Annotated in this window: 11 protein-coding genes; 6 read left to right on the forward strand and 5 right to left on the reverse strand. The window is 62.7% G+C overall.

Going from position 1 to position 14,360, the window contains the following annotated elements; all coding sequences use genetic code 11:
- The first annotated feature begins 180 nt into the window (after positions 1 to 180).
- Positions 181 to 1,404 (forward strand): branched-chain amino acid ABC transporter substrate-binding protein, encoded by a 1,224-nt coding sequence (locus tag DXT74_RS15650; protein ID WP_081554727.1) that lies wholly within the window; start codon positions 181 to 183, stop codon positions 1,402 to 1,404.
- 111 nt (positions 1,405 to 1,515) lie between these two features.
- Here DXT74_RS15650 and DXT74_RS15655 read toward each other — a convergent pair whose 3' ends face one another.
- Genes DXT74_RS15655 through DXT74_RS15665 form a run of 3 tightly spaced genes read right to left on the reverse strand, consistent with a single transcriptional unit; the run spans position 1,516 to position 3,463 of the window.
- Positions 1,516 to 2,331 carry a crotonase/enoyl-CoA hydratase family protein gene (locus DXT74_RS15655; protein ID WP_194426431.1) on the reverse strand — a complete coding sequence of 272 codons (816 nt, stop codon included), beginning with the start codon at positions 2,329 to 2,331 and terminating at the stop codon, positions 1,516 to 1,518.
- A complete protein-coding gene (locus tag DXT74_RS15660; protein ID WP_227108215.1) occupies positions 2,328 to 2,822 on the reverse strand; it encodes a DUF4442 domain-containing protein in 495 nt (164 codons plus the stop codon). Before DXT74_RS15660 ends, DXT74_RS15655 begins: the two co-directional genes overlap by 4 nt.
- A gap of 56 nt (positions 2,823 to 2,878) precedes the next feature.
- Positions 2,879 to 3,463, reverse strand: a complete 585-nt coding sequence (locus DXT74_RS15665) for a TetR/AcrR family transcriptional regulator (RefSeq protein WP_081554726.1) — start codon at positions 3,461 to 3,463, stop codon at positions 2,879 to 2,881.
- A gap of 228 nt (positions 3,464 to 3,691) precedes the next feature.
- Between DXT74_RS15665 and DXT74_RS15670 the strand changes: the two genes are divergently transcribed.
- The 4 genes from DXT74_RS15670 (at position 3,692) to DXT74_RS15685 (ending at position 11,295) form a co-directional block, all read left to right on the forward strand.
- The gene (locus DXT74_RS15670; RefSeq protein WP_194426432.1) at positions 3,692 to 5,743 is read left to right on the forward strand and encodes a site-specific recombinase; all 2,052 of its coding nucleotides are present in this window, start codon (positions 3,692 to 3,694) and stop codon (positions 5,741 to 5,743) included.
- Between the two features lie 286 nt (positions 5,744 to 6,029).
- Positions 6,030 to 7,388: a flagellar filament capping protein FliD gene (gene fliD, locus DXT74_RS15675; protein ID WP_043641832.1), complete on the forward strand. Its 1,359-nt coding sequence runs from the start codon at positions 6,030 to 6,032 to the stop codon at positions 7,386 to 7,388.
- A gap of 363 nt (positions 7,389 to 7,751) precedes the next feature.
- On the forward strand, positions 7,752 to 8,747 hold the full coding sequence (locus DXT74_RS15680) for an LD-carboxypeptidase (RefSeq protein WP_231138199.1): 996 nt from the start codon (positions 7,752 to 7,754) through the stop codon (positions 8,745 to 8,747).
- A gap of 103 nt (positions 8,748 to 8,850) precedes the next feature.
- Positions 8,851 to 11,295 (forward strand): S9 family peptidase, encoded by a 2,445-nt coding sequence (locus DXT74_RS15685; protein ID WP_194426433.1) that lies wholly within the window; start codon positions 8,851 to 8,853, stop codon positions 11,293 to 11,295.
- Positions 11,296 to 11,676: 381 nt separating this feature from the next.
- Here the strand turns inward: DXT74_RS15685 and DXT74_RS15690 are convergent, their stop codons facing one another.
- Positions 11,677 to 12,816 carry a sulfite exporter TauE/SafE family protein gene (locus DXT74_RS15690; protein WP_194426434.1) on the reverse strand — a complete coding sequence of 380 codons (1,140 nt, stop codon included), beginning with the start codon at positions 12,814 to 12,816 and terminating at the stop codon, positions 11,677 to 11,679.
- 133 nt (positions 12,817 to 12,949) lie between these two features.
- On the opposite strand from DXT74_RS15690, the gene DXT74_RS15695 reads away from it, so the two are divergent.
- Positions 12,950 to 13,225 (forward strand): metal/formaldehyde-sensitive transcriptional repressor, encoded by a 276-nt coding sequence (locus DXT74_RS15695; RefSeq protein ID WP_019101411.1) that lies wholly within the window; start codon positions 12,950 to 12,952, stop codon positions 13,223 to 13,225.
- Between the two features lie 268 nt (positions 13,226 to 13,493).
- Here DXT74_RS15695 and DXT74_RS15700 read toward each other — a convergent pair whose 3' ends face one another.
- The gene (locus DXT74_RS15700; RefSeq protein ID WP_194426435.1) at positions 13,494 to 14,303 is read right to left on the reverse strand and encodes a MetQ/NlpA family ABC transporter substrate-binding protein; all 810 of its coding nucleotides are present in this window, start codon (positions 14,301 to 14,303) and stop codon (positions 13,494 to 13,496) included.
- Positions 14,304 to 14,360 lie beyond the last annotated feature (57 nt).

Genomic DNA, 14,360 nt, shown 5'->3' on the forward strand with positions numbered 1-14,360 from the left:
TTAGACACACCATTGGCGAAGAAGTTTACAAATAGTTGCATCCCTCCCCGGTTTTGACATTGACACTCGCGCAAACAGCTACCCATAATCAAACGCAACCAACGGTCATTTCACCAAAATGCCGTTGGCCACAAAGAGATGACTAGAGTCTACAGAATAGAGAATCAGGGGATACATCACATGAACAAATATGTCCGCCTCAGCGTCATTGCCGCTGCCGCCATGACCCTGGCCGCCTGCGGCAAGCAGGAGCAACCAGCCGCCAATCAGGCGGCTTCGGCCCCGGCTCAAGCCGCTGGCGACGGCGCCGTCGTCAAGATCGGCCAGGTATCGCCGATGTCCGGTCCCATTTCCCATTTGGGCAAGGACAACGAGTACGGCGCCAAACTGGCCATCGCCGATCTGAACGCCGCCGGCGTGGAGATAGGCGGGAAGAAGCTCAAATTCGAACTGGTGTCGGAAGACGACCAAGGCGACCCGAAAATCGGCACCCAAGTGGCGCAGCGCCTGGTTGACGCCGGCGTCGCCGGCGTGGTGGGGCACTTGAACTCCGGCACCACCATCCCCGCGTCCAAGATTTACTCCGACGCGGGCATTCCTCAGATCTCTCCCTCCGCCACCAACCCGGACTACACCAAGCAAGGCTTCAAGACCACCTTCCGCGTGATCGCCAACGACGTGCAGCAAGGCCGCGCGTTGGGCGAATTCGCCGCCACCGGGCTGAAGGCGAAGAAGATCGCCATCATTGACGACCGCACGGCTTATGGCCAAGGCCTCGCCGATCAGTTCGAGGCAGCGGTCAAGGGCAAGGGCGCCGAAGTGGTGAAACGCGAGTTCACCACCAACACCGCCACCGACTTCAACGCCATCCTGACCTCGATCAAGGCCAGCAAGCCGGACCTGATTTTCTACGGCGGCATGGACGCGCAAGCCGGCCCCTTGGCCAAGCAGATGCAGCGCCTGGGCCTCAAGGCCAAACTGATGGGCGGCGACGGCTGGCAGACGCCGGAATTCATCAAACTGGCCGGCGAGGCCTCCGACGGGCAATACGCGTCCAGCTGCGGTGTGCCGCGCGACAAGATGCCCGGCTTCGCGGCGTTCAACGATAAGTTCAAGAAGCAGTTCAACACCGAGGTGCAGATCTACGCGCCGTATGAATACGACGCGGTAATGGTGCTGGTGGACGCGATGAAGCGCGCCAAATCCACCGACCCCAAGACCTATCTGCCCGAAGTGGGCAAGACCGGCTACACCGGCGTGACCGGCAAGATCGCCTTTGACGACAAGGGCGATATCAAGAACGGCGCCGTCACCGTGTATCAGGTCAAGGGCGGCAAGTGGGAAGTGGTGTCCACCGTCGGCGGCGAAGCCGCCGCCGCGCCGGCCGCCAGCGCCGCTCAGTAAGCGCTGCCGAACCCGCTTGACTCAAAAAGAGGCGCTCCGCGCCTCTTTTTCTTTGCCCGCCGCCAACGACAATGGCGCCCGCAGGCGCCATTGCGAACAGACAACCCGCGCTCAGTCGCGGAACTGCGCCGCGTGGCCGGTCAGGATGGCCATGCCGGCCTTTTGGATATCCTCGGAGATCAGCATCGCCGCGTTCCAGCTCGCCACATAATTAAGGCCGTCCGCCACCGAATGGTCGCGGCTGTAGTTAAGCACTTCCTTGCAGCCGCGCATCGCCAGCGGCGACTTGCCGGCGATCAGCCGCGCCGACTCCAGCACCGCTTCCAGCACCGCGGCCGCATCCGGCAGCACGCGGTTGACCAGACGCATCGCCAGCGCCTCTTCCGCGGCCACGTCGCGGCCGGTCAACGCCAGTTCGCGCGCCATGCCCTCGCCCACCACGCGGGGCAGCCGCTGTAGCGACCCCACGTCCGCCACCATGCCCACGTCGATTTCCCGCACCGAGAACACCGCGTCCGCGGCGGCGAAGCGGAAATCCGCGGCCAGCGCGATATCCAGTCCGCCCCCGACGCAAGCGCCGTGCACCGCCGCGATCACCGGCTTGCGGCAATGTTCCAGGCTATTGACGCAGTCCTGCAGCTCCAGAATCAGCCTACGCAGCTTTTCGCGCTTGCGCGCCTCGCAATCGTCGGCGATCTCCGCCTGCACGCCCATCAGCATGCCCAGGTCGATGCCGGAACAGAAATGCCTGCCCTCGCCGGCCAGCACGCCCACGCGCGCCTCGGGAGTGTCGTCCAGCCACTCGAAAGCGGTGCGCAAATCCCGCCACATTTGCCGGTTCAGGGCATTGGCCTTATCCGCGCGGTTAAGACGAATCAGCGCCACATGTTCGTTCAGTTCGATCCGCATCGTTTCCAGATTGATCATGCCGCCGCTCCTTGTTCCGGGCGCTTCTTGGGAATCCACGCCCACAGCATTTCGCATTCGATCGGCGATTCGCCGGATTCGTCGGTGACAAGCACCGGCACCAGCACCTCGCCCTTTTCCGTGTCGTGCATCAGTTGGATCTGTTCCGCGTTCAGGCTGGCCACCGCACGCATATCGCCTTGCGAGCGACGCACGTAGTTGACCTTCATCGACTTAAGCAGCATCAGCTTATCGTCCGGCATGTTCATGCCGACGACAAAGCCGGTTGAAGTCTCCGCCAGCAAGGCCATCGCCGCGGCGTGCACGCCGCGAATGTGGTTCTGCACCTTCTTGCGGTTGCGGATGGACACCGTCAAACGCTGATGGCCCACTTCCTCGAAACGCAGGCCGGCCGTGGATAGAAACGGCACGATCTTGCCGAACATCATACTCAATACGGTGCTGCGCATTCCCGCCGGCAACTTGCCCACTTTGTCGGCAATACGGCTCATGCTGTTTTTCTTGTACTCCATGTAGCGCCCCTCTGTTGTTGTCGTGATTCCGGCACTCAATGCCCGTCCAGCCCCAGCACCGAGCGCACCTGCTGCTTGATGGTCTCCAGCGCGTGCTGGTCGATGCGCGCCAGTTGCAGCGCGCCTTGCAAGGCGGAAAACAACATCATGCCAATTGCTTCCGGCGTGCCGGCGTAACGCATCTGACCGCAGGCCGCCCCCCGCCGGGTGATGTCCACCGCCCATAGCCGCATCTCGTCGATGAAGGCCGCCGCCTCTTGCTGCATGTCTTCCGGCAGCGTCAGGAACTCCGTGCTGAGAATGCCACTGGGACAGATCTGCCGATGCTGCAGGTAATAGCTGTCGCTCAAGCCGAAGTAGGCCTCCAGCTGCGCCCGGGGATCCAGCTCCGCCTGCTGGTCGATGAAGCGTTGGAAACGCCGGCGGTAACGCTGGATCAAGGCCACGCCCAGATCGCTTTTCTTGGGAAAGTGATAATGAATGGCGGCATTGCGCACGCCCAGCTCCGAGCTGATGTGCTGGTAGCTGAAAGCGTTGAAGCCCCGGCTGAGCAGCAACTGCTCGGCGATGTCCAGAATGCGCTTGCGGGTGTCGGTCTTGGGATCGGAGCTTTGAGTCATGCGAAGCACTCTACTTACTGGTCAGTAAGGTGTCAATTGCGTGATTTTGCAAGCAAAGCTGGAAACTGAATCAATCGTCCCCATCTCTAAATCCCAATGCCGATTCCACGCGCCTCGAAGCAGGCGCTCGCGCCGCGCCGGAAAATCCAGCCGCTTGCGCCTACCATTAAGGTCGTAGGCCGGAGTCGCGCCCCCCACCACTCACTTTCATCCAAACCAGCACCCTAGATGAGCGAAAACATTCAGTCCCCCAGCCTGGAACAGGCCTTGCGCCAGATCAGCCAAGCGCCGGCCCAGCTCGACGCCCTGTCCGCCCTGCTGCAGTGCCTGCGCCCCGACGACGCCGGCAAACCGCAACAAGCGGTGGTCAATCTGCAAGCGCTGTCCTATCTGCTGGAGCACCATTCCGATTACCGCGCGGCCTTGCGCAAGGCCTTGCTGCAATTGCTGACCGAAACCCGGCAGATTCCGCTGTATACCGAATGCGGCATCCTGGCCAACGAAGGTTTCGGCTCCACCTTGCTGCGCCGCGTCGGCGAGCGCATCCTGCCCATGCCTTATAAGGCGGATTCGCTGCAAGACCGCTTCAGCCGGCTGTTCAGCTGGAAACAAGACTACATTTGGCTGGCGGCCATCCCCAACGCCACCTGGCACGCGCTGTGGCGGGCGATGGCCTGGCAGGAGAACGACAACGCCGATGGCTGGCAGCAGACCCGGCTGCAATTGTTGGAGTCGGTGCAAGTGCTGTCGGCCCAGATCACCGCCATCGGCCTGGAGCCGGAGCTGGTGCGCATCAATCCGGACATCGAGCGCTTCGAATCCCCTTTTCTCAACCTGAACGCCGAGGTTCAGCGCTATGTCGACGGCTACCGCCGCGATCTGGTGGAGGGCCTGCCGCGCGCCGAGGACGACAAGCACGTGCTGGTGCTGCTGGACCAGTGTGAAAGCATTCTCAACAAGGTGCGCAAGAATGCGCGGCGCTTCGGCATCTCGGTCAACCTCACCTACCACGGCCTGCGGCTGGCGCAGAGCATCGCCCGCATCCGCGCGCTGCTGGCGATACTGGACCCGGAACACGACCCGTCCGCAGAGCCGCATTTGTTCCAGCTCATCGTGACCTTCGCGCGCGCGGAGAACCGCAAATACAGCCTGCGCGATCTGTTCAAGTCCAATGTGGAGCTGCTGGCGCTGCAAGTCACCGAGCACGCCGGCCGCCACGGCGAGCACTATATCGCCGAGAGCCGCCAGGAGTGGTCAACCATGGCCAAGGCGGCGATGGGCGCCGGCCTGATCGTCGGCTTCATGGCGCTGATCAAGCTGATGCTCAGCCGCGGCCATTTGCCCCCGCTGTGGGAAGGCATCGCCTTCGGCCTCAATTACGCCATAGGCTTCATCATCGTGCAGATCCTACACCTCACCATTGCCACCAAGCAGCCGGCGATGACCGCCGCCCGCATCGCCGCGGTGCTGCATGAAAACCACGGCCAGAAGAAGCAGCTGGAAGACCTGGCCGACTTGGTGGTCAAAGTGATGCGCACTCAGTTCGTCGCCATCCTCGGCAACGTGTTGCTGGCCATCCCCACCGCCGGCCTGATCGCCTTCGCCTGGCAAGCCGCCTTTGGCGCGCCGGTGGTGAACGTGGCCAAGGCGCAAAGCCTGCTGCACGATATCGACCCCATTCACAGCCTAGCGCTGCCGCACGCCGCCATTGCCGGCGTCTTCCTGTTTCTGTCCGGCCTGATCGCCGGCTACTACGACAACAAGGCGATCTACCGCCGCATCCCGGAACGCATCGCCTCCCACGCCGGCCTGAAGCGGTTGCTGGGCGAGCACCGCGCCTGGAAGCTGGGCAGCTATATCGAGCACAATCTAGGCGCGTTGGCAGGCAACTTTTACTTTGGCATGTTCCTGGGCCTGACCGGCACCATAGGCTTCATCCTCGGCCTGCCCATCGACATCCGCCACATCACCTTTTCCGCCGCAAACCTGGCCTTCGCCACCGTGGCGCAGGACTTCCAATTGCCCTTGGCCACCGTGCTGCTGGGCTGCGCCGGCGTGGCGCTGATCGGCCTGACCAACCTGGCGGTCAGCTTCTCGCTGGCGCTGTGGGTGGCGCTGCGCTCGCGCAAGCTGTCCGGCAGCCTGCTGTGGCCTCTTGTGCCCATGCTGTTCAAACGCTTCCTCAACGCGCCGCTGTCCTTCTTCCTGCCGCCCAAGAGCCCTCCGCCGGAAGACGGGGGCGAAACCGGCGAAGCCGCCGAACTCAAGAACGGTTCGTGACGGCTCGAGCCGCGGCGACGTCAACCCGCCGCCGCGGCCCGCGTTATGACGGAAACCGCCCCGCCGGCTCATTCACGCGCGCCGCGCTAAAGTCCGGATGGGAATGGTCGATAAGGTTTCATCAACGCGCAGCGCGCCGCCTTCTACAATGGAAGTTGCGGCGCAAGCTCGCGCCGGCCTGGCAGCCGGAGGCTCAACCGTGACGGACGCATTACGACAATAAAACTCTTGAATCTCTAGCATTGCAGCGCGCCCATGGCAGCGGATCGCGCGGGGAGAAGTCGTCATGGCATCCATTACCACCAGCGTTGGGCCGCTGGACGTTCAAAGCATCGTCAGCCAACTGATGTCGATTGAGTCCCGGCCGCTGGCCCAAAGCCAAAGCCGGGTCAGCAACTATCAGTCCCAGCTCAGCTCCATCGGTCAGATCAGCTCGGCGCTGTCCGCCTTGCAGACCTCGGTCACCGCCATGGCCTCGGGCAGTTTCCTGCAACAATTCCAGGTCACCTCCACCGACAACACCATCGCCACCGCCAGTGCCACCTCCGGCGGCGTGGCCGGCAATTACGCGCTTAACGTCACCCAACTGGCACAGCCGCGGCAACTGGTGTTCGACCAAACATCCGGCGGACAAGCCATCACCGACCAGAACGCGGCGCTGGCCGGCGCCCCCAGCGCACTGAGCTTCACCGTCAACGGCACCACCAGCACGGTGCAATTGGGCCAGAACGGCTCCACCATCTCGCTCTCCTCAATCGCCGACAACATCAACAGCGCCGGCATCGGCGTCAACGCATCGGTGGTGCAGTACAACAACCATTACTCGCTGGTGCTGGCCTCCTCGCAATCCGGCCCCGCCAACGCCTTCAGCATTTCCGCCGGCGGCAGCGATAGCGGCGGCACCTCGGGCAACACCCTGGCCGGCCTGGGCCAGAGCAGCGCGGCCGCCAGCGAATCCGCGGCCGCTCAGGACGCGTTGCTGACCGTCAACGGTGTCAACGTGTCCAGCAGCAGCAACACCCTGAGCAATGTGATCAACGGCGCCTCCGTCAACCTCAACAAGCTGGGCCAGGTAACACTGAACATGAGCCAGAACACCGCCAATGTCACCTCGACGCTGCAAAGCTTCGTCAGCGCTTACAATCAGGTGATAAGCGCCAGCAATTCCGCACTGGGCGGCAGCATGAAGAACAATAGCGATGTGATCGGCCTGCAAGAGCAATTAGCCGGCCTGCTCAGCACCCCGGTGCCAGGCGTCAACGCCACCTCCTCTTACGCTTACCTGGCCCAGGTCGGCATCACCCAGCAGGCGGACGGCACGCTGAAACTGGACTCCACAGCCTTCACCTCCGCGCTAAAAGCCGACCCCGGCGCCGTGGCCAATCTGTTTGGCAATGCCAAGAACAACGGCTACGCCAACACCTTCAATACCGCCATCAATAACCTGCTGGGGCCCAACGGCATGATCACCACCGAACAAGGCGACATCAACACCAAGATCAGCGACGAGAACAATCTCCAGTCCCAGCTCAACAACCAGTTGGCCAATGAGAAAAGCTCGCTCCTGCACCAGTACACCTCGCTGAACAGCGAACTGTCCGCCATGCAGCAGTCCACTTCCAGCCTGGCCAATCTGCTTGCCTAAGGACCTGTTCATAGTCTGCTGCGCTTCAGCGATACGGCGTTAAAAACAAGCTCAAAACGCTCAAGTACCACTTGTGCATTCCGCTTTCTCAGCCGTTTTCGCCTTGTCTCGCTCTAGCTCGCGAGATCGCAAATAGGCTCTATGAGCCTGTTCAAAGTGCATCACGACGGCGGCGCTCAGCATCGTCGCCGCGTTTGCCGTATACTGGCGCAACTCACGCAGCCTAGCGCTGTCGAACCTCGTTTGCACCAGCCCTTACCGGCCCCGGACTCAATGACTGCCCGCATTCAATACTCTCGTCGCCAACTACTCCAGATGGGCGCGCTCAGCGCCGGCCTTGGCCTCTTGCAAGGATGTCGCACCATGGTTGACCAATCGCTTCCCGCGCCGGCCGCCGCCGGCAGCAGCCTCTATTTCACCGCCTGCTCCGGCCCGCTGCCGGACGCGCGCCAAAAACAGCAAGCCGTGGAGCGGCTGCGCTTGGCCGGTTACCAGCTTGAAAACGTCCAGGCCTTGGACCGCCGCTACCAGCGCTTCGCCGGCAGCGACGCGCAAAGGCTGGGCGACCTCAATCAGCTGATCTCGCGCCGCCGCGCGCCGCAGTTGCTGGTGGCCGGCCGTGGCGGCTACGGCGCCACGCGGCTGCTGCCTCATATCGACTACGGCCGGCTCTGCCCGCTGCTGCGTGAATCCGGCAGCCAACTGATCGGCTACAGCGACTTCACCGCCATCCAGCTGGCCTTGCTGGCCAAGGGCGGCCTGGGCAGCTTCGCCGGCCCCATGGTCAGCGACTTTGGAGCCAAGCAGCTCAGCGCCTTCACGCTGAATGAGTTCTTGACCACCACCACCACGCCCAACCGCCAACTGCGCGTCGACACGCCGCAACGCCACAACGCCAGCGGCGAAGGCATTTTCTGGGGCGGCAACCTCAGCGTGCTCAGCAGCCTGGTCGGCACCCCCTACCTGCCGGAGATCAAAGGCGGTCTGCTGTTCCTGGAGGATGTCGCCGAACAGCCCTACCGCATTGAGCGCATGCTGCAGCAATTGCATCTCGCCGGCGTGCTGGCTAAACAACGCGCCATTTTCATCGGCGATTTCAATATGAACCGCCAAGTCGACATTTACGACCCCGGCTACACCCTGGACGCGGTATTGGAAGAAATCCGCCGTCTGACCGGCGTTCCGGTGCTGACAGGCATTCCTTTTGGTCATGTCCACGACAAGACCACGCTGCCTCTGGGCTTCCCCGCCCGCTTCAGCGCGGACGGCGGCGGCCTGACGCTGCAGTTCTTCGACTACCCGGTGACACCGGCAAATCCGCAGCAAAAAGAACTGCTTAGTACCGCCTCGCCGCTCTAGCGCGCACTCGGCCGCCGCCGCGCGCGCGCGGCGCGCCTTGACGCTCCGGCAAGACTAGGGCAAGTTTTTTGACTTGCCCGCCATTCTTCGCCAGGAGTCCCGCATGTCCCTTCGTTCCCCGCTGTTGACCGGCGCGCCGCTCATTGTCGGACTGTTGGCCGCCGCGCCGCTCAGCGCCGCCGAGCACGGCTATCAAACCCCGCCCGCGGAGCTGCAAGCGCTAGTGGACGCGCCGCGCCCTCCCTTGCAAAGCCTGGGGCCCAAACGCCGGAACTTGCTGCAAATCCATCGCCCCGGCCTGCCCGGCATCGCCGACGTCGCTCAGCCTGAACTCAAACTGGCCGGCTTGCGCCTGAATCCCTCGATGCGCGCCGCCAGCCGTTTCGACTTTGGCAACGCGCTGACCCTGCTGGATGTGAAACAAGGCCGTGCCCGCACGGTGCGCGGCCTCCCGGCCGGCGCCCGCATCGCCGATACCGCTTGGTCCGCCGACGAAAGCCGAGTGGCCTTCAGCCTATGGGGCGTCAAGGGCGTGGAGCTGTGGCTGCTGGATGTCGCCGACGCCCGCGCCCGCCGGCTGGGCGATTTCCACCTCAACGCCGCCACCGGCTCCGGCTTCGCCTGGTTCGGCGAACAATTGCTGATCAAGCGCGTGCCCGCGAAGCAAGGCCCCGCGCCGCAGCAACCCCAAGCGCCCAGCGGCCCCAACATCCAGCAAAGCGAAGGCGGCATCCTGTCCCAAACCCGGACCTATCCCGATCTGCTCAAGACCCCGTACGACGCCGACTTGCTCGACTATCAACTGCAAAGCCAATTGGCGCTGGTCGGCCTGGACGGCAAGCTCAGTACGATCGGTCAACCGGACCGCTATCTCAGCGTCAGCGGCTCTCCCAATCGCCAATACCTGCTGGCCACCCGCCTGCAGCGCCCCTACTCCGGCCTGGTGCCGATATCCCGCTTCCCTAAACGCATCGATGTGCTGGACCGGCATGGCCGTATTGCGCACACCGTGACTCAGCGGCCGCTGCTGGAACGCATGCCGTCCGGCAACGACGCGGTGGAGGCTGGTCCGCGCGAAATCGCCTGGCGCGCCGACGCTCCAGCCTCTCTGTTTTGGGTTGAGGCGCTGGACGGAGGCGACCCCGGCCGCGCAGCAACCGAACGCGACGCGCTCTATTTGCAAGCCGCGCCGTTTCAACAAGCCCCGCGGCTGCTGCTGCGGCTAGCCAGCCGCTTCGCCGACGTCCGCTGGGGCCGCAGCGACCTGGCTCTGGTGCGCGAGCACTGGTGGAAAACCCGTGAACTGAAAGTCTGGCGCGCGCGCCCGGATCAGGATGTCGCGCCGGAGTTGTTGAGCAGCCGCAAATCGGAAGACCGCTACAGCGACCCAGGCGAGGCGGCCATGGTCAGCAACGCTAACGGCCAATCCGTGCTGCAAACCACGCCGGACGGCAAGTCCGTCTATCTGCTGGGCGAAGGCGCCGGCCCCGACGGCGACCGCCCCTTCGTCGACCGCTACGCTCTAGCCGATAAACGCGCCACGCGGCTATGGCAATCGCAAGCGCCCTGGTTTGAACAGCCGGCCGCACTGCTGGACGACGCCGGCCAAGAGCTTCTGCTTAGCCGCGAATCCGTCGACCAGCCGCCCAATCTCTACCGTCTGACGCTGGGGCACGCCGCCGAACCGCTGGCGCTAACGCATATGCCGCACCCAACACCACAGCTGAAAAACGTCTCCAAAAAGCAGCTGCGCTACCAACGCGCCGATGGAGTGAAGCTGACCGCCACCCTCTACCTGCCGCCCGGCTACGAGGCCAAACGCGATGGTCCGCTGCCGCTGCTGATGTGGGCCTATCCCACCGAGTTCAAAACAGCCGCCGCAGCCAGCCAGGTGACGGAGTCCCCTTACCGTTTCAACCGCGTCAGCTATTGGGGGCCGCTGGCCATGCTGGCGCGCGGCTACGCGGTGATGGACGACCCGGGCATGCCCATCGTCGGCGAAGGCGACAAAGAGCCGAACGACAGCTACCTGCCGCAACTGAAAATGAACGCCCAGGCCGCCGTGGACGAAGTGGTTCGACTGGGCGTGGCCGACCCGGCCCGCATCGCCGTCGGCGGCCATTCCTACGGCGCCTTCATGACCGCCAACCTGCTGGCTCACACCCGGCTGTTCCATGCCGGCATCGCCCGCTCCGGCGCCTACAATCGCACGCTGACACCCTTTGGCTTCCAATCGGAGGAACGCAATTTCTGGCAGGCCAAAGAGGTCTACCAAGCCATGTCGCCGTTTAACTTCGCCAATCAGATCAAAGACCCGCTCTTGCTGATTCATGGCGAGATGGACAATAACCCCGGCACCTTCCCGCTACAGAGCGAACGGCTGTATCAAGCGCTGCAGGGGCTAGGCGCCACGGCGCGGCTGGTCACCCTGCCGGCGGAGAGCCACGGCTACCGCGCGCGCGAATCCATACTGCACATGCTGTGGGAGCAGGACCGCTGGCTGGAGCGATACCTGGGCCGCGCCGGCACCGCGCGGAGGCCATCCTAAGTACCCGGTTCAAAGTCTCGGAACGAGACATGGCGAAAACCGCAGAAAAGGCGAAATGCACATGGGGTACATGCGCATTTCGCAAGGAGCACTCGCCGCGCCACGTCTTACGATGCGCCGCGGACTTCAAGCCGCTAACCAAACCTCGCGGAGAACCTGAGCCTAGGCGCGCGGACGCAGGCAACGACAAAGAGGCGCAAGGGAGGATCAGATGTTTGCTTAGCGGGTCCTAGAACCTGTTTACGATCTGCTGCGCATCAGCGATACGGCGTTGAAAACCGCTTCAGAATGCTCATGTACCACTGCACACTCCGCTTCTTCGGCCATTCGCCTTGTCTCGCCTTAGCTCGCGAGATCGTAAACAGACGCTTAGAACAGGTTCTAAGCGACCAGGCCGCGCGCGGCTTGCGCGGCCATCGCCAACCCAACCAGCAACATCAAACCGGCAGATAGATAGGGCGCGCGCCGCGCCCATTCGCCCAGCCCGCCAAAGCGGGCACTCGCCTGACGCACGCCCCAGGCCGCCAACACTCCAACGCTGACCAGCGCCAAGGCCAGACCCAGGCTGAACGCAGCCACCATGGTAGCCCCCAGGGAAAAGTGCTTCAGGTGCAGGCATAGCAGCAAAATAGTCACCGAGGCCGGGCACGGTATCAAGCCCCCAGTCAGGCCAAACAACGCAATCTGAGCGTTGCCAACCTCCTTGCCAGCAAAGCGCCGCTGAATCTGTTCCGCGTGCGCGCGTTCGTGCGCGTCTTGATAAACGGGCAGCGCCGCCGACGCGCGACGCGCTCGTTGTGTCGACCCCGCGCCCTCCGCCCGACGGTAGGGCCCGGCGCGCTCGGCGCCGCCCATTGCCTCCAGCTGCAAAGGGTAGCGATGAGCGTGACCGCCGTGACTCAAGAGCAAAGCGCTTACAAACGCTCCAGCGGGCAAACACGGGCTGAGCAGATACTCCCCCTCAGTTTCAAAACCTAGCACTCCTTGCTCTTCGCCGCGCCGCCAAGCCAGCGACAAGCCACGTCCATCAGGCTTCAGCCGTCGCAAACCGGTGTCGTACTGGTACAAGGCCACGCGCAGCCCCTCCTCACGCATGGACAGCGCCTCCATCAAGCCATGGCCGGTGTTTATCATGCGGCCGCCCTGAGGCGGCTTCAGCATGGCCCGAGCGGCTAGATTGTCTCGCCAAGTACGCCATAGCATCCAGGCTGCCACCACCATGACCACGACAGCCGAAAACAGCATCAGATAAGGCTCCGCCTGCTCGGCAATCAACTGATTCCCGTACTTGAGCGCCAGCGCAGCCAGCAGCCAAACGATCAGCGAATGCGACAAGGCCGCGCACAGGCCAAGCAGCACGGCCTGGCCGATGCTGCCGCGGATAGCAATGATGAAAGAAGCCATCATGGTCTTGGAATGCCCGGGCTCCAGCCCGTGCAGCGCCCCCAGCAGGATGGCGGAAGGAATGAACAACCAGAGATTAATACTTCCTTGTTGAATCAGCTCGGCGATTGGCGGCATCTTCAGCCTTCTTTTACAATACGTTCATGCCGGCCTCCCCGCTCTCGGAGGGACAAACCGGCGACACCGCAGCAAAGCTGCGCCCATATACTATACCCCAGTATATTATCAACAATAAGGGACGTCCACTCGCATGCCGCATACCGTGAAAGACAAGAAGAAGTTATTGACCCGCGTCCGGCGCATCAAAGGCCAGGCGGAAGCGTTGGAACGCGCACTGGAACAGGAAGTTGATTGCTCGGCGATTCTGCAACAAATCGCCGCAGTACGTGGCGCTGTCAATGGACTGATGATGGAAGTGATCGAGGGCCATCTGCGCGAGCACCTTGGCCCGGAGGCTGTCGACCCCGCACAGCGCGGCAAAGACTTGGAACAGGTGACGAGTGTGCTGCGCTCCTACCTGAAATAAGAGCTCCTAAGAGCCTGTTCAAAGTCTCGCGAGCAAGGGCGAGACAAGGCGAAAACGAGCGAAAAAGCGGAATGGTCACGTGGTACATGAGCATTTTGAGCTTATGCTCACCGTACAACGCCCCACGAAGCGCGGCAGACTTTGAACAGGTTCTAAGCGCGCAAAAAAATAGGGAGGGCTAAGCCCTCCCACCAAGTCTTGTAGCCAGGAGTGTTACAAGAAATCCTGCGCCGCCGGCCGTTGGCCGGCGCGCGAATAACAATCTCGCTTACTTCCAGTTCTGCGGAAGCTTGTAGCCAGCGTATTTCTGCTTGGCGAAAGCCTTGAACTCCGGCGAGTTGTAAGCCGCCACCACGTCCTTGGCCCAGGGCTTGCTCAAGTCAGCCGTGCGCACCGCGCCCCAGTTGACATAGGCGTAGCTCTTCTCCTGATAGACCGCCTCGGTCAGCTTAATGCCGGAACTGGTGGCGTAGTTGCCGTTGATCACCGAGAAGTCGACATCACTGCGCGAACGCGGCAATTGTGCGGCCTCCAGCGGAATAATCTTGACCTTCTTCACATTGACGGCGATGTCGCGCTCGGAAGCGGTCAAGGGGTTGATGCCCGGCTTCAGCTTGACCCAGCCCAGATCGGCCAGCATCACCAGTGCGCGGGCAAAGTTGGACGGATCATTGGGGGCAGCCACGGTGGAACCCACTTTGACGTCTTTCAGCGCCTTGATCTTGCCAGCGTAAATGCCCAGCGGCGCGGTCGGCACTTGGAAAGCCTCTTTCAGGCTCAATTTGTGCTCTTTGACGAAGTTGTCCAGATAGGGCTTGTGCTGGAACACATTCACATCCAGCGCGCCTTCCTGCAAAGCCAGGTTCGGGCGGACATAGTCGGTGAACTCCACCAGCTTGACCTTGTAGCCCTGCTTTTCCAGAATCGGTTTGATCGACTGCTTGACCATGTCGCCGAAATCGCCGACGGTAGTGCCAATCACGATGTCCTTCTTGGCCGGGTCCGCCGCCAGCGCCGCGCCCGCCGCCGCCAATCCCAATACCGAAGCCGCCACTGCCTTGATCACGAATCTACGCATTTTTTTCTCCTGCTTTGTCCATTGATAGGTAAAAGGTCCACCATGCCGGCGCCAAGC

Source organism: Chromobacterium sp. Rain0013 (assembly GCF_015291765.1).
GTDB classification, from domain to species: domain Bacteria; phylum Pseudomonadota; class Gammaproteobacteria; order Burkholderiales; family Chromobacteriaceae; genus Chromobacterium; species Chromobacterium haemolyticum.